At 66.1% G+C, this 22,513-nt stretch carries 20 protein-coding genes and 1 tRNA gene; 12 read left to right on the top strand and 9 right to left on the bottom strand.

What is annotated here, in order from left to right; genetic code table 11:
* The first annotated feature begins 82 nt into the window (after positions 1 to 82).
* Positions 83 to 1,972, top strand: a complete 1,890-nt coding sequence (locus DW2_RS04935; protein ID WP_038144217.1) for an acyl-CoA synthetase — start codon at positions 83 to 85, stop codon at positions 1,970 to 1,972.
* 216 nt (positions 1,973 to 2,188) lie between these two features.
* Entirely contained in the window at positions 2,189 to 2,893 is a 705-nt protein-coding gene (locus tag DW2_RS04930; protein ID WP_162178885.1) for a PEP-CTERM sorting domain-containing protein, read from the top strand.
* 80 nt (positions 2,894 to 2,973) lie between these two features.
* On the opposite strand, the gene DW2_RS04925 is transcribed toward DW2_RS04930, so the two are convergent.
* Positions 2,974 to 3,049, bottom strand: a tRNA-Ala gene (locus DW2_RS04925).
* Positions 3,050 to 3,240: 191 nt separating this feature from the next.
* Positions 3,241 to 3,564 (bottom strand): FYDLN acid domain-containing protein, encoded by a 324-nt coding sequence (locus tag DW2_RS04920; protein ID WP_038144215.1) that lies wholly within the window; start codon positions 3,562 to 3,564, stop codon positions 3,241 to 3,243.
* A 133-nt stretch (positions 3,565 to 3,697) separates the two neighbouring features.
* Between DW2_RS04920 and DW2_RS04915 the strand changes: the two genes are divergently transcribed.
* From DW2_RS04915 to DW2_RS04895, 5 genes are all read left to right on the top strand, one after another.
* A complete protein-coding gene (locus DW2_RS04915) occupies positions 3,698 to 4,384 on the top strand; it encodes a M48 family metallopeptidase (protein ID WP_038144496.1) in 687 nt (228 codons plus the stop codon).
* Between the two features lie 32 nt (positions 4,385 to 4,416).
* Positions 4,417 to 5,073 (top strand): GntR family transcriptional regulator, encoded by a 657-nt coding sequence (locus DW2_RS04910; RefSeq protein ID WP_038144214.1) that lies wholly within the window; start codon positions 4,417 to 4,419, stop codon positions 5,071 to 5,073.
* 182 nt (positions 5,074 to 5,255) lie between these two features.
* Positions 5,256 to 5,543, top strand: a complete 288-nt coding sequence (gene rpmB / locus DW2_RS04905) for a 50S ribosomal protein L28 (protein ID WP_038144213.1) — start codon at positions 5,256 to 5,258, stop codon at positions 5,541 to 5,543.
* Between the two features lie 114 nt (positions 5,544 to 5,657).
* Positions 5,658 to 6,011 carry a hypothetical protein gene (locus DW2_RS04900; RefSeq protein WP_051855437.1) on the top strand — a complete coding sequence of 118 codons (354 nt, stop codon included), beginning with the start codon at positions 5,658 to 5,660 and terminating at the stop codon, positions 6,009 to 6,011.
* A gap of 40 nt (positions 6,012 to 6,051) precedes the next feature.
* Positions 6,052 to 6,606: a copper chaperone PCu(A)C gene (locus DW2_RS04895; protein ID WP_051855434.1), complete on the top strand. Its 555-nt coding sequence runs from the start codon at positions 6,052 to 6,054 to the stop codon at positions 6,604 to 6,606.
* 35 nt (positions 6,607 to 6,641) lie between these two features.
* Here the strand turns inward: DW2_RS04895 and meaB are convergent, their stop codons facing one another.
* Positions 6,642 to 7,628, bottom strand: a complete 987-nt coding sequence (gene meaB / locus DW2_RS04890; RefSeq protein WP_038144493.1) for a methylmalonyl Co-A mutase-associated GTPase MeaB — start codon at positions 7,626 to 7,628, stop codon at positions 6,642 to 6,644.
* A 129-nt stretch (positions 7,629 to 7,757) separates the two neighbouring features.
* Between meaB and DW2_RS04885 the strand changes: the two genes are divergently transcribed.
* From DW2_RS04885 to DW2_RS04870, 4 genes are all read left to right on the top strand, one after another.
* Complete coding sequence (locus tag DW2_RS04885) at positions 7,758 to 8,510, top strand: DUF3108 domain-containing protein (RefSeq protein ID WP_238321265.1); 753 nt, start codon at positions 7,758 to 7,760, stop codon at positions 8,508 to 8,510.
* Positions 8,482 to 10,968, top strand: a complete 2,487-nt coding sequence (gene hrpB / locus DW2_RS04880) for an ATP-dependent helicase HrpB (protein ID WP_051855432.1) — start codon at positions 8,482 to 8,484, stop codon at positions 10,966 to 10,968. The genes DW2_RS04885 and hrpB overlap by 29 nt, the downstream gene beginning before the upstream one ends.
* An 87-nt stretch (positions 10,969 to 11,055) precedes the next feature.
* Entirely contained in the window at positions 11,056 to 11,562 is a 507-nt protein-coding gene (locus DW2_RS04875) for an acyl-CoA thioesterase (protein ID WP_038144487.1), read from the top strand.
* A 72-nt stretch (positions 11,563 to 11,634) separates the two neighbouring features.
* The gene (locus DW2_RS04870; protein ID WP_038144212.1) at positions 11,635 to 12,048 is read left to right on the top strand and encodes a hypothetical protein; all 414 of its coding nucleotides are present in this window, start codon (positions 11,635 to 11,637) and stop codon (positions 12,046 to 12,048) included.
* Between the two features lie 67 nt (positions 12,049 to 12,115).
* Here DW2_RS04870 and lpdA read toward each other — a convergent pair whose 3' ends face one another.
* From lpdA to sucC, 6 genes are all read right to left on the bottom strand, one after another.
* Positions 12,116 to 13,504 (bottom strand): dihydrolipoyl dehydrogenase, encoded by a 1,389-nt coding sequence (lpdA, locus tag DW2_RS04865; protein WP_038144211.1) that lies wholly within the window; start codon positions 13,502 to 13,504, stop codon positions 12,116 to 12,118.
* 107 nt (positions 13,505 to 13,611) lie between these two features.
* Complete coding sequence (locus DW2_RS04860) at positions 13,612 to 14,004, bottom strand: MAPEG family protein (protein WP_038144210.1); 393 nt, start codon at positions 14,002 to 14,004, stop codon at positions 13,612 to 13,614.
* Positions 14,005 to 14,114: 110 nt separating this feature from the next.
* Positions 14,115 to 15,635 carry a 2-oxoglutarate dehydrogenase complex dihydrolipoyllysine-residue succinyltransferase gene (gene odhB, locus DW2_RS04855; RefSeq protein ID WP_038144209.1) on the bottom strand — a complete coding sequence of 507 codons (1,521 nt, stop codon included), beginning with the start codon at positions 15,633 to 15,635 and terminating at the stop codon, positions 14,115 to 14,117.
* A gap of 4 nt (positions 15,636 to 15,639) precedes the next feature.
* Positions 15,640 to 18,594: a 2-oxoglutarate dehydrogenase E1 component gene (locus tag DW2_RS04850; protein WP_038144208.1), complete on the bottom strand. Its 2,955-nt coding sequence runs from the start codon at positions 18,592 to 18,594 to the stop codon at positions 15,640 to 15,642.
* A gap of 501 nt (positions 18,595 to 19,095) precedes the next feature.
* Positions 19,096 to 19,983, bottom strand: coding sequence for a succinate--CoA ligase subunit alpha (gene sucD, locus DW2_RS04845; protein ID WP_038144207.1), 888 nt, complete (start codon positions 19,981 to 19,983; stop codon positions 19,096 to 19,098).
* Between the two features lie 4 nt (positions 19,984 to 19,987).
* Positions 19,988 to 21,181, bottom strand: coding sequence for an ADP-forming succinate--CoA ligase subunit beta (gene sucC / locus DW2_RS04840; RefSeq protein WP_038144206.1), 1,194 nt, complete (start codon positions 21,179 to 21,181; stop codon positions 19,988 to 19,990).
* 253 nt (positions 21,182 to 21,434) lie between these two features.
* Here sucC and DW2_RS19005 point away from each other — a divergent pair, with 253 nt between their 5' ends.
* Positions 21,435 to 22,478, top strand: a complete 1,044-nt coding sequence (locus tag DW2_RS19005; protein ID WP_051855429.1) for a glycosyltransferase family 2 protein — start codon at positions 21,435 to 21,437, stop codon at positions 22,476 to 22,478.
* Positions 22,479 to 22,513: the final 35 nt, after the last annotated feature.

The following is a 22,513-nucleotide window of genomic DNA, read 5'->3' as shown; positions in this document are numbered from 1 at the left end:
ACCCCTTGCCGCGAATGTCGCTTTTGCCGCATCCTGAGGGCGTTTCGTCCGCGGCAGAACGGGCGGCTCGTGGGAGGACTACATGCAAAGATTCGCAACGATTGCCGATCGCGACGCGGTCGAGGCCGAGAAGCCTTGGGAAGAGCGCAACCGCGCCACCACGCTCTACGGGTTCCTGAGCGATGCCAAGGCGGCCTATGGCGCCCGCCCGGCGCTGTCGTTCCAGATCCTGTCGGGGCCGACCGACAAGACCGAGACGCTCACCTGGTCGGACCTGCATGGCCGCGTCACCCAGGCCGCGAACCTGCTGCGCCATCTGGGCGTGGGGCCGACCGACACGGTGGCCTATCTGCTTCCCAACTCGCTCGAGACCGCGATCACGCTTCTGGGCGGCGCGACGGCGGGGATCGTGAACCCGATCAACCCGCTTCTCGATGCCGAGCAGATCGCGGCGATCCTGCGCGAGACCCGCGCGAAGGTGCTGGTCACGCTCAAGAGCTTTCCCAAGACCGATGTCGCGCAGAAGGCGGCCGAGGCGGTCCGGCTCGCGCCCAATGTCGAGGCCGTGCTCGAGGTCGATCTCAATCGCTACCTGACCCCGCCGAAAAGCTGGATCGTGCCGCTCGTGCGCCCCAAGACCGAAACGAAGCACCATGCCAAGGTGATGAATTTCAACGCCGAGGCCGCGAAACTGCCCGGCGACCGGCTGATGTTCGAGGATGTGCAGGAAGACCGCATCGCGGCCTATTTCCATACCGGCGGCACGACGGGCATGCCGAAGGTCGCCCAGCACAAATATTCGGGCATGATCTACAATGGCTGGCTCGGCGGACGGCTGCTCTTCGACGAGACCGACGTGATGATCTGCCCGCTGCCGCTGTTCCATGTGCTCGCGGCCTATCCGATCCTGATGTCGGCCATCGCGAGCGGCGCGCATGTGGTCTTCCCGACGCCGGCCGGCTACCGCGGCGACGGCGTGTTCGACAATTTCTGGAAGCTCGTCGAGCGTTACAAGGTGACCTTCCTGATCACCGTGCCGACCGCGATCTCCGCGCTGATGCAGCGCCCGGTCAATGCCGATATCTCCTCGCTCAAATCCGCGATCTCGGGCTCGGCGCCGCTGCCGGTCGAGCTTTACAACCGGTTCAAGAAGGCGACCGGGGTGGAGGTCTCCGAGGGCTACGGCCTCACCGAGGCGACCTGCCTCGTCTCGGTCAACCCGGTCGACGGGGTCAAGAAGGTGGGCTCGGTGGGCATTCCGCTGCCCTATACCCATGTGCGCATCCTCAAGAAGCGCAACGGCAGCTACGATGAATGCGCCATCGACGAGGTGGGCGAGATCTGCGTCGCCAATCCGGGCGTGTTCGAGGGATCGACCTATACCGAAGCCGACAAGAACCACGATCTCTTTGCCGAAGAGCGCTTCCTGCGCACGGGCGATCTGGGGCGGCTCGATCCGGATGGCTATCTCTGGATCACCGGGCGCGCGAAGGACCTGATCATCCGCGGCGGTCACAATCTCGACCCGGCGGAGATCGAGGATGCGCTCCTCAAGCACCCGGCGGTGGCCTTCGCGGGCGCGATCGGTCAGCCCGACAGTTTCGCGGGCGAGCTGCCCTGCGCCTATGTCGAGCTCGTCGATGGCGCCTCGGTCACTACCGAGGAACTGCTCGAGCACGCGAAGACCCATATCCACGAGCGCGCCGCGATCCCCAAGCATCTCGAGATCATGGACGAGTTGCCCAAGACCGCGGTGGGCAAGATCTTCAAGCCCGACCTGCGCAAGCGCGCCATCATGCGGGTGCTCGACGGCGTGCTGAAGGAGGCGGGCCTCGCCGCCCATGTGATCTCGGTCACCGAGGACAAGAAGCGCGGGCTCGTCGCCCATATCGCGACCACCGGCAATTGCGACGAGGAGGCGCTTGCGCACAAGCTGGGCGAGTTCACCGTACCCTGGGACTGGGCGCGCTGAGGCGCACGCCGCCGATTGTTCGCGACACGCCGCCCTTCCAAGGGCGGCGTTCTCATTTCGGAAACAGCGCTTCACGCGCCGCCCAATTGTCCTGCGCGTGCCCCAATCTTACCGCATTCAAAGGGTTAATCTTTCTTAACGAACGCGAGACCCGGCGGGCGGTCGGGCCGATGTGAGAGAGTGCAGAGACTCGGGGCAGGCGAAGCGATGCGGAAAATGCGGTTCTGGAAAGCGGTGATGGGGTTTGTTGCGGCAAGCTGGCTCTTCGCGCCTGCCGCTCAGGCGCTCAGCGTCGACCTGATCTCCAATGGCGATTTCGAGACCGGCGATCTCTCGGGCTGGACCACGGCCGGGAATGCGCGCGGCGAGACCTTCGCGGTCAATGAGGGCACCCGCAATCCGCACGGGCCGCTACGCGCGACGGAGCCGCTCTCGGGCAGCTATGACGCACTCTATGTCCCCCGCTTTTCCGGTGCGGCGTCGCTCACGCAGTTCTTCACCGTTCCCGATCAGGTCTTCAGCGCGACCTTCAGCTTCACCGAGCGGGTCGGGCTCTGGGGCTTCTTCGACGTTTCGAATCATCAGTTCCGGGTCTCGGTGATCGACAAGATCGGCGATGTGATCTCGCAGGTCTATTCGACGGCCTCCGCAGGGCTCCAGCTCGGCAGCGGCACACCCTCCGATCTCAGTTTCGATCTGACCGCGCTGATGCAGGCCAATCAGGGTCGGACCCTCGGCGTTCAGTTCGAACTCGAGGCGCAGCACTGGTCGATGAACGCCTCGCTCGACAATGTCTCGATGATGGTGGAGACCCCCGCCGCCGTGCCGCTGCCGCCCACGATCTGGATGATGCTGGCCGGTCTCGGCGCCCTGGGCGCGATGGGGTGGAAACGCCGCCGTTCGGGCGGGCAGTCGGCCTGATCAGGGCATTCCCCGTCCTCAGGAAAGGCGCGTCCCGCGCCTCAAGGCGCGTTGCGATCATTTTTCTTTCTGAGGAGAATTGGTGGAGCCAAGGGGAGTCGAACCCCTGACCTCTTGAATGCCATTCAAGCGCTCTCCCAACTGAGCTATGGCCCCACCGGAGGTCCAGCGCGGGTTGTGCCCGGCTGCGTGGGGAGGCGTATAGGCAAAGCGCCGGATGGGTGCAAGAGGAATTTTTCCGGCCCGCGGCGATTTTCGTCAGGCGCGCTGCGTGCCCTTGCGGCAGCAAAGGAAAAAGGCGCGAAGGGGACCCTCGCGCCTCGTACAGAACCGAACGGGAAACCCGATCAGCTGTCTTCCTTGTCCTCGGTGCTCACATCGGCGATCTCGTCGAGCGAGACGTTGTCGTCATCGTCATCCTCGAGCAGGTCATCGTCGATATCCACGTCGCCGGTATCGGCGTCGAGATCGTCATCCTCGAGATCGATGTCCTCGTCCTTCTGCGACGCGGTCTTGCTGGAAACCAGCGTACGACCGCTGCCCGAAGTCAGCGCTTCGAGGGTGAAGACGTTGTTGCAGACCGGGCAGGTCATCGGGTCCTTGTTCAGGTCGTAGAAGCGGCTCGCGCAATGCGGGCAGAGACGCTTGACGCCCCATTCCTCTTTCGGCATGGAATTCTCCTGCGCACTAATCCAGCAGAGTCGCAGCCAACTGCCACAGGCACGGCTGGGTGTCAAAGCCTTTTCGCGTGTTTTTTGCGGGGTTGCGCCAGCGTCGCCTGCATCAGGAGGGACCGTGCCCCGTCTGCCGCTCATTCCCGAACTTCCGGATCTCGATCTGGTGTTGCGCCGTTCCGGGCGCGCGCGCCGATTCTCGTTGCGGGTCTCGCGGGCGGATGGCCGCGTCGCCCTGACGATCCCGAAAGGGGCGAGCGAGCGCGAGGCGCTGGCCTTCGCGCGTTCGCAGACCGAGTGGCTGCGCAAGACGCTCGGAGGGATCACGCCTGCGCGCGCGGTGCAATTCGGGGTGGAGATCCCCTTCGAGGGTCGGAGCCTGACGCTCGAGCCCGCCGCCCTGCGCAGCCCGCGCGTGGAGGGGGCGCGGCTTCTGGTGCCGGGCGATCCGGAGCGGCTCGGGGTGCGGCTCGAAGCCTTCCTCAAGCATTCCGCGCGGGCGCGTCTGCACGCGGCGAGCCTGCATTATGCGACCGAACTGGGGCGATCCTTCTCGCGGATCACCTTGCGCGACACCCGCTCCCGCTGGGGCTCGTGCAGCGCGTCGGGCGCGCTCTCCTACAGCTGGCGGCTGATCATGGCGCCGCCCGAGGTGCTGGATTACGTGGCCGCCCATGAGGTCGCGCATCTGGCCGAGATGAACCATTCGGCCGCCTTCTGGCGGGTTGTGGAGCAGTTGCGCCCGAGCTTCCGGCCCGAACGGGACTGGCTCAAGCGCGAGGGTTCGGCGCTGCACGCGATCCGGTTTCGCGATTGACCTGATCGGAAAATGTGATCACAAACGCGCGCATGACCACGATCTCCACCCGTCCGATCGAAACCGCCGCCCATGACCGGCTCTACCGCGCGCTGCGCCACCAGATCATGGTGGGCGAGCTGTTGCCGGGCGTGCCGCTCACGCTCAGGGGGCTGGGAAAGCAATACGGCGTGTCGATGACGCCTGCGCGCGAGGCGCTGCGGCGGCTGGTGGCGGAAGGGGCACTGACGCTGTCGAGCTCGGGCAGGGTGGCGACGCCGGAGCTGTCGAACGAGCGGATCGAGGAACTGGCCGCCCTGCGCGCCCTGATCGAGCCGGAGCTGTCGGCGCGCGCGCTGCCGCGGGCGCATCTTGCGCTGATCGACCGCCTGAGCGCGATCAACGTCGCCAATGCCGAGGCGGTCGCGAAGCAGGATGCGGTGGGGTATATCCGCACGAACCTGGAATTCCACCGCACGCTCTACCTGCGGGCGCAGGCGCCCGCGATGCTCGCGGTGATCGAGACCGTCTGGCTGCAGCTGGGCCCAACGATGCGCGCGCTCTACAACAAGGTGCAGCGCAACGAGCCGCCGCGCCACCACCGGATGATTCTCGCCGCGCTGCGGGCGGGCGACGAACCGGCGCTCCGGCTCGCGGTACGCACCGATGTGACCCAGGGTCTGCGCCATCTGGCGCAGCGCGGCTGGTAGAACGGGCCGGGAAAGCCCCGCTCGAGGCCATAAAAACGGCTCGAGCGACTTGACGCGGGGCGGGTTTGGCCTTATTCCGCGCCAACGGATTTTCGGGCGCTGCCATGTCGGCGCCCTTTGATGTTGGGGCCGGGGCGCGATTCGTGCTGCTTTGGCCGGGTAAGAAACGAAGGAAGTATGCCATGTCGCGCGTTTGCGAACTGACCGGCAAGGGCCCCACCACGGGCAACAAAGTGAGCCACGCGAACAACAAGACGCGTCGCCGCTTCCTGCCGAACCTGAACGATGTCACCCTGATCTCGGACGTTCTCGGCCAGAGCTTCAAGCTGCGCGTCTCCGCCGCCGGCCTGCGCTCGGTCGACCATCGCGGCGGTCTCGATGCGTTCCTCGCCAAGGCGAAGGATGTCGAGCTGTCGTCGAAGGCTCTGAAGATCAAGAAAGCGATCGAGAAGGCCCAGGCCGCGGCCTGATCTTTTCCTCGACCGGGACTTTCGAAAACCCCGCGCTTCGGCGCGGGGTTTTTGCATGTCTGCGGTTGATCTGCCGCATTTCCTTCCCGCAGAGCTCACGCTAGGGTGAGCGGCATGAGCAGGACGCGCTTCAACCTAGTGATCGGCATCGCCGCGGCGATCGTGCTGGCCATGACCAGCATGACGATGGCCGTCGCGCGCGGTCAGGCCCGCGTTGCGGGCGAGGTGGTGATCTGCACCGGCTACGGCGTCACGACGATCAGCGTGGACGAGAAGGGCAACCCGACGGGCCCTGTCCATCTCTGTCCCGATATGGTCCTCGCGATGATGGCCGCGATCGCGGTCGCGCCGGTTCTGCCCGAGCCGCCAGGCGGGCAGGGGCGCAGCCTCCGTCCGAGCGAACCGCCGGTTGCCCAGGCGCAGGCGCGGGTCGTCCCGCGGGCACGGGGGCCACCTGTCACCGTCTGAACCCACAGTTTTCAGACGGATTGAATCACAGGAGACCCAAATGATCCGCAAATTTCTGATGAGCGCGGCGCTGATCGCCGTGGCTCTGCCTGCCTTCGCCGACCAGATCGAGATCGTCGATCCCTATGTGCGCGTCGCCACTCCGATGTCGAAATCGGGCGCGGCCTTCATGGAGATCAAGAACACCACCGATATCGAGGACCGCCTGGTCTCGGCCAGCTCGGATATCGCCGCGCGGGTCGAGCTTCACACCCACAAGGTAGGCCCGAGCGGCGAGATGCAGATGCTCGAGGTCAAGGAGGGTTTCCCGATCCCGGCCCATGGCGAGCATATGCTGCAGCGCGGTGGCGACCATGTCATGTTCATGGGGCTCGTGCACAGCCTCAAGCAGGGCGATCTGGTGCGGGTGACCCTGCATTTCGAGAAGGCGGGCGACATGGTCGTCGACATCCCGGTCGATCTCAATCGCGGGCAGCCGATGCAGATGAACGAGGCCGATCCGATGAGCCACGGCAAGATCGACCACGCGGCGGTCATGCATGGCGAGCCGAGCCATACGGAGCCGACGATGAACAAGACCGAAGGCGCGATGTAAGGGGAGCGGAGGGTGCTGGGGGCGTATGCGCGCCCTCAGTTCTCCAGAGTTCCGAGCATCGCCGCCGCTGCGGCCGAGGGCGCGCTTCGCCCCTCGGCCACGGCATCGCCCAGCTCGCGCATCTTCGCGCGGATCTGCGGGTCCTCGCGCAGCCGGGCCAGCAACCCTTCCCGGACCTCCGCCTCGAACCAGTGCCGCGCCTGTTCCGCGCGGCAGCGGTCGAAATGGCCGGTTTCGCGGCGCCACTGGGCCAGTGCGCGCATCTCCTCCCAGGCCTTTTCCAGCCCGGCCTCCTCGATCGCCGAGACCGGGAGCGCCTTCGGGAAGCCCTCGGGGTCCTGCGGGCGCTTGCGCAACAGCCGCAGCGCGCCCGCGTAATCCGAGACCGTCCGCATCGCCGCCGGTTTCAGATCGCCATCGGCCTTGTTCACGAGGATCAGGTCGGCCATCTCCATGATGCCGCGCTTGACCCCTTGCAGCTCGTCGCCCCCCGCAGGCGCCATCAGCAGCACGAAGAGATCGACCATCTCGGCCACCAGAGTCTCGGATTGACCGACGCCCACTGTCTCGATCAGCACCACGTCGAACCCCGCCGCCTCGCATAGCGAGACCGCCTCGCGGGTGCGCCGCGCCACGCCGCCCAGATGCGCCTGGCTCGGCGAGGGGCGGATGAAGGCGTTGGGATCGCGCGAGAGCCGCTCCATCCGGGTCTTGTCGCCCAGGATCGAGCCGCCCGAGCGGGTCGAGGAGGGATCGACGGCGAGCACCGCGACCTTGAGCCCCTGGCCCGTCAGCATCATTCCGAACGCCTCGATGAAGGTCGACTTGCCGACCCCGGGCGTGCCCGACAGCCCGATCCGCAGCGCCTGACGCCCCGCACCGGCCAACTCGTCGAGAAGCGCGGTCGCCTGCGCCCGGTGCTCGGCCCGGCCCGACTCGACCAGAGTGATCGCGCGCGCCAATGCGCGGCGGTCCGAGGCGAGGATGCGAGCGGCGAGATCGGCGGGGATTTGGGCGGTCATCGGCGGGCTTTCGCTGATTTCGGGGTTCATGTCAGTCCTGACACGAGACGTGAAGGCTTTCCGGTTTCTTGCCTCTTCGGGACGACCTATGTCCAGTGCCAAAGGGCATTTTGCGCAATGAGGGCAGTCATGCGTTCCTACCGGTCGATGATCTCGAAACCGCTCCGTCTGGGCCTGGCAGCCGCTGTGCTGGCCATCCCGCTCGGTGCGATGGCGGCCCGCGCCGAACAAAGCGAGCGGATCGTGTTCGACGTGAAGCTGCGGGGCATCCGCGCGGGCGAGCTTGCGATCAACGGCAAGGTCGTGAACGGGTCCTACGGCGCCAACGGTGTGCTGCAGACCGCGGGACTCGTCGGCTTCCTTCGCAAGATCAAGTTCATCGCGAGCGTGACGGGCCATGTCTCGCAGGGGCGTTTCACGCCGATGAAATACGCCGAGACCGACGAGGCGCCCGGACGCAACGCCACCCATGAGATCATCTACCAGAACGGAACGCCGGTCTCGGTGAGCCGGGTGCCGCCGCGCCCGCCGAACCCGCGCGACGTCGATCCGGCCAAGCAGGGCGGCACGGTCGATCCGCTGACCGCGCTCTATGCGGTGCTGCGCGACGTGCCGCGCGACGAAGCTTGCCAGCTCGACGTGAAGATGTATGACGGGGCGCGGCGCAGCCAGGTCCGGCTCTTCAAGCCCCAGCCGAATGGCGAGGGCCTTGTCTGTGCGGGCGAATATCGCCGGCTCGAGGGCTTCTCCGAGAAGGACATGGCCGAGAAGAGCCGCTTCGCCTTCACCCTCTATTACGACCCGAGCCCGAAAGGCGGCTTGCAGGTCGACCGGATCGAGACCGAAACGCTCTATGGAAAAGGCAGCCTCTCTCGGCGATAAGGGCCGGGTGAGACAGGACGCCGTTTCCCTTCCGATCGATGCGGTGCTGCCCGAGCTGCGGGCGGCCGTCGCTTCGCATGGCCGCGCGGTGCTGATGGCGCCGCCCGGCGCGGGCAAGACGACCCGCGTGCCGTTCGCGCTCCTCGACCAGACCGAAGGCAAGATCGTCATGCTCGAGCCGCGCCGGCTCGCCGCACGCGCCGCCGCCGAGCGGATGGCCGAAACGCTGGGGGAGCGCGTGGGCGAGACCGTCGGCTACCGGATCCGCGGCGAGGCGAAGGTTTCGAGGGCAACGCGGATCGAGGTGGTGACCGAGGGGATCCTGACCCGCGTTCTGCAATCGGATCCCGAGTTGTCGGGGATCGGCTGCGTGATCTTCGACGAGTTTCACGAACGCTCGCTCAATGCCGATCTGGGGCTGGCGCTCGCCTGGGAGGTGCGCGGCGCGCTCCGGCCCGATCTGGCGCTGGTGGTGATGTCGGCCACGCTCGATGCCGAACCGGTGGCGAAGCTGCTCGACGATGCGCCGATCGTGGTCTCGGAGGGCCGCGCCTATCCGGTCGAAACCCGTTGGCTGTCGCGCCCTGTCGACGCCTCGATGCGCTTCGAGGCCGCGATGGCGGGGCTGATCGTCGAGGCGGCGGAGGTCTGCGAGGGCAGCCTTCTGGCCTTTCTGCCCGGCGAGGGCGAGATCCGCCGCGTCGAGGGGATGCTAAAGGGACGTCTGCCGGAGGATATCGCGGTGCGGCCGCTGTTCGGGGCGATGGAATTCGCAGCCCAACGCGCGGCGATCGCGCCCCCGCCCTCAGGGCGCAAGCTGGTGCTCGCCACCGCCATCGCCGAGACCTCGCTGACGATCGAGGATATCCGCGTGGTGGTCGATGGCGGCAAGGCCCGGCGCGCGCGCTTCGATCCCGGCTCGGGCATGGCGCGGCTGGTGACGGAACCCGTCTCGCGCGCCGAGGCCGAGCAGCGTCGGGGCCGTGCGGGGCGTGTGGCCGAAGGGATCTGCTACCGGCTCTGGACGAAAGGCGCGGAAGGTGCGCGGCCCGCTTTCGCCCCACCCGAGATCGAGGTGGCGGACCTGACCGGGCTGGCACTGGAACTGGCGCTCTGGGGCTCGGACGGGGCGGATCTGGCCTTCCTGACCCCGCCGCCTGCGCCCGCACTGGCCGAGGCGCGCGCGCTGCTGGAGGAGCTTGGCGCGCTGAAGGAGGGGCGGATCACCGATCACGGGCGCGCGCTGGCCGCGCTGCCGCTCCATCCGCGCATCGGGCATATGCTGCTCACCGCTGGTCCTGACGCCGCCCCGCTCGCCGCGCTTCTGGCCGAGCGTGACCCGCTGCGGGGCGCGCCTGCCGATCTGGGGCTGCGCCTGAGCGCGATCCGCGATCCCAGACGGTTCGAGGCCGAACATCCCTTTACCCCGCATCGCGGCACGATCGAGCGCATCCGTTCCGAGGCCAAGCGCCTCGCCCGGCTCGCGCCCGAGGTTTCGCATCGCTATTCCCCCGCCGAGCAGCTCGCGCTGGCCTATCCCGACCGGGTCGGGCTGCGGCGCAAGGGCGACGCGCCGCGCTATGTGCTCTCGGGCGGCAAGGGCGCGGTGGTGGCCGAGGGCGACCCGCTGGGGGTGCAGCGGCTGATCGTGGTGAGCGATCTCGACGGCGATCCGCGCGAGGCGAAGGTGCGGCAGGGTCTCGCGATCTCGGAGGCGGAGCTGCGCCGCCTCTATGCCGATCAGATCCACTGGCACGATATCTGCGACTGGTCGAAACGCGAGGGCCGGGTGATCGCGCGCAAGCAAGAGCGTTTCGGGGCGCTGGTGCTCGACGACCGGGTCTGGAAGGACGCCCCGCGCGAGGCGCTGGCGCAAGGCGCGCTGGCCGGGCTGCGCCAGATCGGGCTGCCGATGAGCCCCGCCGCACGTCGCCTGCAGGCGCGGGTGGAACTCCTGCGCGGGCAGGGCGCCGATCTGCCCGATTTCTCCGATGAGGGGCTTCTGGCGCGCGCCGAGGACTGGCTGCTACCCTATCTCGGCAAGGCGCGCACCGAGGCCGATCTGCGAAAGCTCGACCTGACCGATGCGCTGCGCGCGTCGCTCGACTGGGAGCAGATGCAGCTTGTCGACCGACTGGCCCCTGCGCATTTCGAGACCCCGCTGGGGCGGCGCGTGCCGATCGACTATGCAGGCGAGGCGCCGGGCATCGAGATCCGCCTGCAGGAAATGTTCGGCGTCGCCACGCACCCCACCGTCGGCCCGAAACGCCTGCCGCTCAGGATCACGCTGCTTTCGCCCGGCCACAAGCCGATCCAGGTGACGATGGACCTGCCGGGCTTCTGGGAAGGCTCCTACGCCGATGTGCGCAAGGATATGCGCGGACGCTATCCGAAACATCCCTGGCCCGAGGATCCGCGTGAAGCCGACCCCACCCTGCGCGCCAAGCCCCGCAAGTGACTGCGCCCATTTGTCCCGGCCCATTTGTCCCGATTGACCGGGCGGGGCGCTTCGGGCCAAATCCCGCGCGCAAAAAGAGGGACGATGATGACTGAAACGCTGAGCTTCGAAGACCGCAAACGCCTTGTGATGACGGTGCTGATGACGCCCGATCAGGCGAATTTCTCGGGCAAGGTGCATGGCGGCGCGCTTTTGAACTGGCTGGACCGCGTGGCCTTCTCGCTCGCCTCGCGCTACTCGCAGCGCTACGCGGTGACGCTCAGCGTCGATCAGGTCACCTTCCAGCAGCCGATCAATGTGGGCGAGCTGGTGACCTTCCGCGCCAGCGTCAATCATACCGGGCGCACCTCGATGGAGATCGGCATTCGGGTCGAGGCCGAGAACATCACCGCGGGCACGCGGCGTCACACCAATAGCTGCTATTTCACCATGGTCGCCGTGGACGAGACCGGAAAACCCGCGCAGGTGCCGAAATTGCAGCCGGAGACGGCGGAGGAAAAGCACCGCTGGCGCGCCGCCGAGCTCCGCCGGGCGCTCCGCCGCGAATTCGCCGCCAAGATGGAGGCGGCGGCGGATCACGGCGAGGGGACGTGAGCCGGGTTGGACTGCGGAAAACTGGCGGTCCGCCCGGTCGAGGGGAAAACACGAAGGGGTAGTTGGAGCCGCGTGACCAGCCTGGCGATCCGAGGGGGCACGTCCAATTTCACGGTGCGGACCTATTCGACCAAGGGCAGCTATCAGGAAGTGAAAGGCGTCCCCTGTACTTTCAAAGCCGACGGTTTCCATGCGGAGTTTACGACACCTGCGGTGGTGGTGACGCCCGATATGGGCCCCCGCACGCCCGTGGCGTCGATCAGCTGTGTCTATCAGGGCGAGAAGGTCTTCAGGATCGTTCAGCCTATCAACGATACAACGACAAAGATCGATCAGAACGCTGCCGCCGCTGGTGCGGGCGCCGGCCTCATCGGGGTGATCGTGACGGGTATTTCTTCCAGCAGCCAGAGAGCGCGCCGTGATGCGACGCTCGATGTCTATGGCTATCCCGATCAAGCGCTTCAGTTCAAAGGCGCTCGGAAATAAGCCTGCGACAGGATGAAGAAAGGGCGGCCTGTCGGCCGCCCTTCGCATTCGGTGGTGTCCGTCGCGCTCAGGCGTGGATCGCGCCGTCGCCGCAGGCCAGCGCGGCTTCGCGCACCGCTTCCGAGAAGGTCGGGTGGGCGTGGCAGGTCAGCGCCACGTCCTCGGCCGAGGCGCCGAATTCCATCGCGACGCAGATCTCGTGGATCAGGTCACCCGCGCCGGGGCCGATGATGTGGCAGCCGAGAATCCGGTCGGTCTCCTTGTCGACGATCATCTTCACGAAGCCTTCCGACTGGAAGACCGCCTTGGCGCGGCCGTTGCCCATGAAGGAGAACTTGCCGACCTTGTAGGCGCGGCCTTCCTGCTTGAGCGCCTCTTCGGTCTGGCCCACCGAGGCCACCTCGGGGGTGGTGTAGATCACGCCGGGGATCACGTCGTAATTCACATGGCCATGCTTGCCCGCGATGACCTCGGCCACCGCCATGCCCTCGTCCTCGGCCTTGTGGGCGAGCATCGGGCCCACGATCGCGTCGCCGATCGCGTAGATGCCTTTCGCGGTGGTCTGCCAATGCGCATCGGTCTTCACCTGGCCGCGCGGCAGCATCTCCACGCCGACGCCCTCGAGGCCGAGCCCGTCGGTATAGGGCTTGCGGCCGGTCGCGACGAGCACGGTTTCGGCCTCGATCGTGGCCTCGCTCTCATCCTTGCGCAGCTGGTAGTTCACCGTCGCCTTGCCGTTCTTGACATCGACGCCCTGCACCGCCGCGCCGAGCACGAATTTCAGCCCCTGCTTGGCGAGGATCTTCTGGAAGTTGCGGGCCACTTCGCCATCCATGCCGGGCGTGATCGCGTCGAGATACTCGACCACGGTCACCTCGGCGCCGAGCCGGGCATAGACCGAGCCCATTTCGAGCCCGATGACGCCCGCGCCGATCACGACCATGGATTTCGGCACCTTGTTCAGCGACAGCGCGCCGGTCGAGGTCACCACGGTCTTCTCGTCGATCTCGATGCCGGGCAGCGAGGCGGGCTCGGAGCCGGTGGCGATCACGATGTTCTTGGCGTTGTGGATCTCGTCGCCCACCTTCACCTGACCGGCCGCCGGGATCGAGCCCCAGCCCTTGAGCCAGTCGATCTTGTTCTTCTTGAACAGGAACTCGATGCCCTTGGTGTTGCCGTCGATGACGTCCTGCTTGTAGGCCTGCATCTGCTTCCAGTCGACGGAGGGGCTTTTGCCCTTCAGACCCATCTTGGCGAAGTTGTGCTCGGCCTCGTGCAGCTGGTGCGTGGCGTGCAAAAGCGCCTTCGAGGGGATGCAGCCCACATTGAGGCAGGTGCCGCCAAGGCTCTCGCGGCCCTCGACACAGGCGGTCTTCAGGCCCAGCTGGGCGCAGCGGATGGCGCAGACATAGCCACCCGGGCCGCCGCCGATCACGATCACATCATAGTCTGCCATTGGTCTTGCTCCTTGAAGTCTTGGCGCGCGATCTCGGCGCGCGGAATTTGTCTTTGCGCGGCAGCCCCGCGCGGGTGTCAGTCTTGCGCGGGGACCCGCGCGGGTGTTCAGATCAGCGCGGCGATCACCAGCGTCAGGATCGCGAAGAACGAAAAGCCCCAGACGAGCGAGCGCCACGGCACAAGCCCCATCAGATAGGCCGGGATATAGAGGATGCGCGCTATCACGAAGCAGACCGCGGCGCCTGCCGTGACCTGGTCGGCCTGCCCCGAGAGCACCACGATCAGCACCGCCGGGGTGAACAGGATCAGCCCCTCGAAGGAGTTGTTCACCGTGCGCTGCAACCGCCCCAGCAGGACCGACATCCCGGGCGCGGCCTCGTCGCGCGGGCTCAGCGGGTAGCGCGTGCCCAGCTCGCGATTGGCGTTGATCGAATAGGCGACCATCAGGCCGAGATGGAGAAGCAGGGCGAGGGCGAGGGTGGTGAGTTCGGGGGTCATGTGTCGCTCCCGGTGGAGAGGGCGGACCGGGGGGCTGCCTGCCCCCCGGACCCCCCGGGGATATATGGATCAAGAGGAAGGGGCAGGGGGCCGCCGCCTTCCGCTTGCGATCACAGATCCATCAGCAGGCGGCGCGGATCCTCGAGCGCTTCCTTGACGCGCACGAGGAAGGTCACGGCGCCCTTGCCGTCGACGATGCGGTGGTCGTAGCTCAGCGCGAGATACATCATCGGACGGATGACGATCTGGCCGTTCTCGACCATCGGGCGTTCCTGGATCTTGTGCATGCCGAGGATGCCCGATTGCGGCGGGTTGAGGATCGGCGAGGACATCAGCGAGCCGTAGACGCCGCCATTCGAGATGGTGAACGAACCGCCCTGCATCTCGGCCATCGAGAGCTTGCCGTCGCGGGCCCGGGTGCCCATCTCGGCGATCGTCTTCTCGATCGAGGCGAAGCTCATCTGGTCGGCATCGCGCACGACCGGCACGACGAGGCCCGAGGGCGTGCCCACCGCGACGCCCATATGGACGTAGTTCTTGTAGACGATCTCGTTGCCGTCGATCTCGGCATTGACCTCGGGGACCTCTTTGAGCGCGTGGCAGCAGGCCTTCACGAAGAAGGACATGAAGCCGAGCTTCACGCCGTGCTTCTTGAGGAAGAGATCCTTGTATTCGTTGCGCAGGTCCATCACGCCCGACATGTCCACCTCGTTATAGGTGGTCAGCATCGCGGCGGTGTTCTGGCTGTCCTTGAGGCGCTTGGCGATGGTGGCGCGCAGGCGGGTCATCTTCACCCGTTCCTCGCGCGAGGCATCGTCGGCATTGACCGGGCCGCGCGGCGCCTGCGCCGGGGCGGGGGCGACCGAGACCGAGGCCGCCTTCGGCGCGCTCGCGGCCTTGGCGACGTCTTCCTTCATGATCCGGCCGTCCTTGCCGCTGCCTTGCACGCTCGCGGGCTCGATGCCCTTCTCGGCCATCGCCTTCTTCGCCGAGGGCGCGTCCTCGACATCCTTGCCGCCCGCTGCGGGAGTTGCGGCCTTGGGGGCCTCGGCGGCTTTCGGGGCGGCGGCACCGGCGGCGGCGCCTTCCGCGATCACCGCGAGCTTGGCCGAGGCGTCGACGGTCGCGCCTTCGGCGGCCACGATCTCGGTGAGAACGCCGGCGGCGGGGGCAGGAACCTCGACCGACACCTTGTCGGTTTCCAGCTCGCAGAGCATCTCGTCGGCGGCGACGGTGTCGCCCAACTTCTTGAACCACGTCGAAACCGTGGCCTCGGTGACCGATTCACCAAGGCTGGGCACCATCACATCGACCATTTTTCCCTCGTTCGATTGGGGTTGGGCGGATTTTTCCGCCGGTTTGTCTTCCTGTTTCGGAGCGGCGGCCGCGGCCCCCGCCTCCTCGATCGTGGCAAGGAGCGCGTCGACGCCCACCGTCTCGCCTTCGGCCGCGACGATCTCGCCGAGCGTGCCGGCGGCGGGGGCGGGGACCTCCACCGTCACCTTGTCGGTTTCCAGCTCGCACAGCATCTCATCTGCGGCCACCGTGTCGCCCGGTTTCTTGAACCAGGTGGCGACGGTGGCTTCCGTGACGCTCTCGCCGAGCGTGGGCACGCGGACTTCAGTGGACATCTATTCAACCCTCCAGTGCATCGTTGACGAGCGCGTCCTGCTCGGCCTTGTGGCGGCTGGCCAGACCCGTGGCGGGCGAGGCCGAGGCCGCGCGGCCGGCATAGCGCGCACGGACATGTTTCGCGTCGATCTTGGCGAGCGCCCATTCGAGATAGGGCTCGACGAAGAACCAGGCGCCCTGGTTCTTGGGTTCTTCCTGGCACCAGACGATCTCGGCGCCCTTGAAGCGGGTCAGTTCCTTCGTCATCGCCTGCGCGGGGAACGGGTAGAACTGTTCGAGACGCAGCAGGTAGACGTCGTCGAGGCCGCGCTCGTCGCGCTGCGCGAGCAGGTCGTAATAGACCTTGCCCGAGCAGATCACGACGCGCTTGATCTGGTCGTCGGATTTCAGCTCGAGATCCGAATTGCCCATTTCGGCATCGTCCCACAGCACGCGGTGGAAGCTCGATCCGGTGGTGAACTCTTCCGCCTTCGACACGCATTTCGGGTGACGCAGCAGCGATTTCGGCGTCATCAGGATCAGCGGCTTGCGGAAGTCGCGGTGGATCTGGCGGCGCAGGATGTGGAAGTAGTTCGCCGGCGTCGAGCAGTTGGCGACGATCCAGTTATCCTCGGCCGAGAGCTGCAGGAAGCGCTCGAGGCGGGCCGAGCTGTGCTCGGGGCCCTGGCCTTCGAACCCGTGCGGCAGCAGGCAGACGAGGCCCGACATGCGCAGCCATTTGCGTTCGCCCGAGTTGATGAACTGGTCGAACATGATCTGCGCGCCGTTGGCGAAATCGCCGAACTGGGCTTCCCAGAGCGTCAGCGCCTTCGGTTCCGCCAGCGAGTAGCCGTATTCGAAGCCGAGCACCGCGTATTCCGAGAGCATCGAGTCGATGACCTCGTAGCGGGCCTGACCCTCGCGGATGTTGTTGAGCGGGTAGTAGCGATCCTCGGTATTCTGATCGATGAAGGCCGAGTGGCGCTGCGAGAAGGTGCCGCGGGTCGCATCCTGACCCGACAGACGCACCGGGTAGCCTTCGGTCACCAGCGAGCCGAAAGCCAGCGCCTCGGCGGTCGCCCAGTCGAAGCCGGTGCCGGTCTCGAACATCTGCTTCTTGTTGTCGAGCAGGCGCGTGACCGTCTTGTGCAGCGCGAAGTCCTTCGGCGCGCTGGTGAGCGCCTTGCCGACCTCGGCCAGCGTGTCGGGCGAGATTGCGGTCGAGCCGCGCGAATACTCGCCCTTCTCCTGTTCGAAACCGGACCAGCGGCCATCGAGCCAGTCGGCCTTGTTGGGCTTGAACACCTTGCCCGCCTCGAACTCCTCGTTGAGATGCGACTGGAAGGCGGCCTTCATGTCCTCGATCTCGCCCTCGGGGATGAGACCGTCGGCGACGAGGCGCTCGGTATAGAGCTGGAGGGTCGTCTTGTGCGTCTTGATCGACTTGTACATCACCGGGTTGGTGAACATCGGCTCGTCGCCTTCGTTGTGACCGAAGCGGCGGTAGCAGAAGATGTCGATCACCACGTCCTTGTGGAACTTCTGACGGAACTCGGTGGCGACGCGGGCTGCGTGCACCACGGCTTCCGGATCGTCGCCGTTCACGTGGAAGATCGGCGCCTCGACCATCAGCGCGATATCGGTCGGGTAGGGCGAGGTGCGCGAGAAATGCGGCGCGGTCGTGAAGCCGATCTGGTTGTTCACGACGATATGGATCGTGCCGCCCGTGCGGTGCCCGCGGATGCCCGAGAGCTGGAAGCACTCGGCCACGACACCCTGACCCGCGAAGGCCGCATCGCCGTGCAGCAGCACCGAGAGAACGCTGGTGCGGCCGTCCTGATCGTGGAGCTGGTCCTGCTTGGCGCGGACCTTGCCGAGCGCGACCGGGTTCACCGCCTCGAGATGCGAGGGGTTGGCGGTCAGCGACAGGTGGACCTTGTTGCCGTCGAACTCACGGTCGGCGGAGGCGCCGAGGTGATATTTCACGTCGCCCGAACCGTCCACGTCCTCGGGCTTGAACGAGCCGCCCTGGAATTCGTGGAAGATCGCGCGATAGGGCTTCTGCATCACGTTGGCCAGAACCGAGAGGCGGCCGCGGTGGGGCATCCCGAACACGACTTCCTTCAGGCCGAGCTGTCCGCCGCGCTTGATGATCTGTTCCATCGCCGGGATCAGCGCTTCGCCGCCATCGAGGCCGAAACGCTTCGTGCCCATGTATTTGACGTGCAGGAATTTCTCGAACCCTTCCGCCTCGACGAGCTTGTTGAGGATCGCGCGGCGGCCGGTCTTGGTGAAGGTGATCTCCTTGCCGTAGCCCTCGATCCGCTCTTTCAGCCAGGCCGATTGCTCGGGGTCGGAAATGTGCATGTATTGCAGCGCGAAGGTGCCGCAATAGGTGCGCTTCACGATGTCCATGATCTGGCGCATCGAGGCGACCTCGAGGCCGAGCACGTTGTCGATAAAGATCGGGCGATCCATGTCGGCATCGGTGAAGCCGTAGCTTTTCGGATCGAGCTCCGGGTGGCTGTTCTGTTCGCGCATCCCGAGCGGATCGAGATCGGCGATCAGGTGGCCGCGGATCCGGTAGGCGCGGATGATCATCAGCGCGCGGATCGAGTCGAGCACGGCACGGCGGATCGCCTGTTCGTCCACGGCGACCCCGGCCTCGGCGGCCTTCTTCTTGATCTTCTCGGCGGCGGCCTTGCCCTCGGCCATCACCGGCCATTCGCCCGTCATCGCGGCGGTGAGGTCATCCGCGGAGGCCGGCGGCCAGTCGGCGCGTTCCCAGCTCGCGCCCTGCGCGGATTTCTTCACATCCTGGTCGGGATCGCCGAGCGAGGCGAAGAAGGCGGCCCAGGCGGTATCGACCGAGGACGGATCCTCGGCGAAGCGGGCATAGAGCTGCTCGACATATTCGGCATTCGCACCTTGCAGGAACTGCGAGGCATTGAACTGGTCATTGGGGGATTGGTCGGTCATTTTTCCTCACCTTGAAGCGGTGAATATCAAAGTCTCGAGCGGCCCGGTCACGGTTGGGTCGCGGCTCTCGGGGATCGGCGGGTGCCGCAGATCCGGTTCGTTGACGCAGCCAGTCGGCGGATGCTGCGGGGCATGGCGGCTTTCCTTTTCGTCGAGCGCGACATCGTGCTGAGCCCTTTCACCGGCGCGAATGCCTGAGACGGGCCATCCATTGGCTTTGCGATGTAGGTACTGTTGACGCTGGTTCCATACCCTGCGCGGCTCCGTGCGATTCTGACGGGGCAATCTGGACGGGCAGGGGGGCAGTCGGACGGGGCGATCGGCGATTGTGGCTCGCCCGGAAGGCGCCGGACCGCGATGCTCCCTGCCAGCAGAGCGCAGCCGACCTGCCCGTCGAGCGGGCGGGTTGCGCGCCGTGCCTGTCGCAGCAGCATGGGTCCGGTCCTTTCCTTGCAGCGCGGGGCCGTGCGCGACGGCCCCCGCAGTTTCCTTGCGACGGGCTTACGCGCCCTTGATCGCCTTCATCACGGCTTCGCCCAGCGTGGCGGGGCTGTCCGCGACCACGATCCCGGCCGATTTCATGGCCTCGATCTTGCTCTCGGCGTCGCCCTTGCCACCGGCCACGATGGCACCGGCATGGCCCATGCGGCGGCCCGGAGGGGCGGTGCGGCCCGCGATGAAACCGGCGGTCGGCTTCCAGCGGCCCTTCTTGCGCTGCTCGGCGAGGAATTCGGCCGCTTCTTCTTCGGCCGAGCCGCCGATCTCACCGATCATGATGATCGATTCCGTTTCCGGATCGTCGAGGAACATGTCGAGCACGTCGATATGCTCGGTGCCCTTGATCGGGTCACCGCCGATGCCGACGGCCGAGGACTGGCCCAGACCCATATCGGTGGTCTGCTTCACGGCCTCGTAGGTCAGCGTACCCGAGCGCGACACGACGCCGACCGAACCACGCTTGTGGATGTGGCCGGGCATGATGCCGATCTTGCAGGCGTCGGGCGTGATGACACCGGGGCAGTTCGGGCCGATCAGGCGCGACTTGCTGTCGACCAGCGCGCGCTTGACCTTCATCATGTCGAGAACCGGGATGCCTTCGGTGATGCAGACGATCAGTTCCATCTCGGCGTCGATCGCCTCGAGGATCGAGTCGGCCGCGAAGGGCGGGGGAACGTAGATCACCGACGCATTCGCTTCGGTCTTGGCTTTCGCCTCGTGGACCGAGTCGAAGACCGGCAGGCCGAGATGCTCCTGGCCGCCTTTGCCGGGGGTCACGCCGCCGACCATCTTGGTGCCGTAAGCGATCGCCTGCTCGGAGTGGAAGGTGCCCTGCGAGCCGGTGAAGCCCTGGCAGATGACCTTGGTGTTTTCGTTGACGAGAACTGCCATGTGATTAGCCTTTCACCGCTTTGACGATTTTCTCTGCGCCATCCGACAGGTTGTCGGCGGCGATGACGTTCAGGCCGGAATTCGCGATGATTTCCTTGCCCTTTTCGACGTTGGTGCCTTCGAGACGCACGACGAGCGGCACTTCGAGGCCGACTTCCTTCACCGCGGCGATGACGCCCTCGGCGATGATGTCGCAGCGCATGATGCCGCCGAAGATGTTGACGAGGATGCCTTTGACGTTCTTGTCCGAGGTGATGATCTTGAACGCCTCGGTGACCTTCTCCTTGGTCGCGCCGCCGCCCACGTCGAGGAAGTTGGCGGGCTCGGCACCGTAGAGCTTGATGATGTCCATGGTGGCCATCGCGAGGCCCGCGCCATTCACCATGCAGCCGATCTCACCGTCGAGCGCGATGTAGTTGAGGTCGTATTTCGAGGCTTCGAGTTCCTTGGGATCCTCTTCGGTCTCGTCGCGCAGCGCCTGGATGTCGGAGTGGCGATAGAGCGCGTTGCCGTCGAAGCCGAGCTTGGCGTCGAGAACCTTCAGGTTGCCGTCGGTCATCACGATCAGCGGGTTGATCTCGAGCATCTCCATGTCCTTCTCGGTGAAGGCACGGTAGAGATTGCCGAGCAGCGCGACCATCTGTTTGACCTGCGGACCTTCGAGGCCGAGCGAGAACGCGACGCGGCGGCCGTGGAAGGGCATGTAGCCGGTGGCCGGGTCGATCGAGAAGGAGAGGATCTTCTCGGGGGTCGACGCGGCGACTTCCTCGATATCCATGCCGCCCTCGGTCGAGGCCACGATCGAGATGCGCGAGGTGACGCGGTCGACGAGCAGCGCGAGATAGAGCTCGCGCTCGATGTCCGAGCCATCTTCGATATAGATGCGGTTGACCTGCTTGCCCGCCGGGCCGGTCTGGTGCGTCACGAGGGTCTTGCCGAGCATCTGCTTGGCCAGCGTCTCGGCCTCTTCGACCGATTTCGCGAGGCGCACGCCGCCCTTTTCGCCGGCTTCGGGTTCCTTGAAGTGGCCCTTGCCGCGACCGCCGGCGTGGATTTGCGCCTTGACGACCCAGAGCGGCCCGTCGAGCTCGCCCGCGGCGGTTTTGGCTTCTTCGGCCTTGAGCACAACGCGGCCGTCCGAGACCGGTGCGCCATAGCTCTTGAGAAGCTGTTTGGCCTGATATTCGTGGATATTCATCCTTGGATACCCCATGCTGGTGCGATTTGCAGGGGTTCTAGGCTGTTTGCGCCTTGCGACAAACCGAAATCACGAGTTTTCGCGCTGCTCGGGCGGAAAAACGCACATATGTGATCACGGCAAAGAAAGGTGTGATCACAAAAGCGAATTCGAGCCTGTTGCGCCGTGGCACTGGCACGACTCGGGAAAATCGAGTCAGGTGCGCGGAGGCAGACAGGAGCAACGTGACAGGCCGATGACGGAAACGGAAGCAATGCCCCGCTGGGGGGTGGTCGCCACGGTGGACGAGCCGGCGGCGCTGGTCGCGGCCTATGCCGCGCATCACCTCGCGATCGGGGCGAGCGCGGTGCATGTCTTTCTCGACCGCCCGAACCCGGAGGCGGAGGCGCTCCTGGCCGGGGTCGAGAAGGTGTTCGTGCATCATTCGGGCGAGGATGGATGGGTGCGCGGATGGCGCAGCAAGCGCCCCGCCCGCCATCAGGGGCGCCAGAAATACAACGCCACCCGGATCCTCGACGAGACCGACCTCGACTGGCTGATCCATTGCGATGCGGACGAATATGTGAGTCTCGAGCGCCCGCTCGAATGGGAGCTGGCCAAGACCGGTCCGCAAAAGGCGTGGCTGCGTCTCGAGGTGGATGAACGCTGTCACGTCAGCAAGGCGCCCGGCGCCGATATCTTCGGCGGGGTCTTCCGTCGTCGCTGGAACGGGTTCAAGGAGGAGGGCCTGCTGTTCTACGGCCTGCGCGCGCGCTACCTCAACAAGGGGCTCGCGGGGCATGTTGCGGGCAAGCCGGTCGTGCGATCCGGGCGGGGCTATGCGATCGGGGTGCATTTCCCGCTCAGCAACTGGGACAGCAAGGTCAACGATCTGCCCTATCGCCCCAGCTATAACGGCCGGCTGATGCATTTCGACGGGCTCACGCCGCTGCATTTCATTCTCAAGATGCTGCGTCGCGCGACGACGAAGGTGACGGGCGAGCCGGTGCCCTATGTCGGCTCGCGCCGGGCGCAGTTCGATGCCGCGGCCTTGCGGGCGGACGACCCGGTGGAGTTGCTGAGGCTGTGGTGGGATGTGCAGGGGATCCGCGACTACGAGGCCGAGGAACTGGAGGCACATGATCTCCTCGTGCGTCCCCAGGTGACGATCGCCGAGGAGACCCGCGCGCTGTTCGGGGATCGGGTCGATCTGAGCCCCGCGGGGTTCGACCGGGCGCTTGTCGCACATGAGGCCGAACTGATCGCGCGGCTCGGGGCCGAGTTCGGCTTCGATCCGGAGTCGTTGATGTCGAAATGAAACGGGGCGCGGTCGAAACCGCGCCCCGTCATCGC

Source organism: Thioclava atlantica (assembly GCF_000737065.1).
In the GTDB taxonomy this organism is placed as follows: Bacteria; Pseudomonadota; Alphaproteobacteria; order Rhodobacterales; family Rhodobacteraceae; genus Thioclava; species Thioclava atlantica.
Note: the sequence above shows the minus strand (reverse complement) of the source record. Positions and strands in the feature narration are given on the sequence as shown.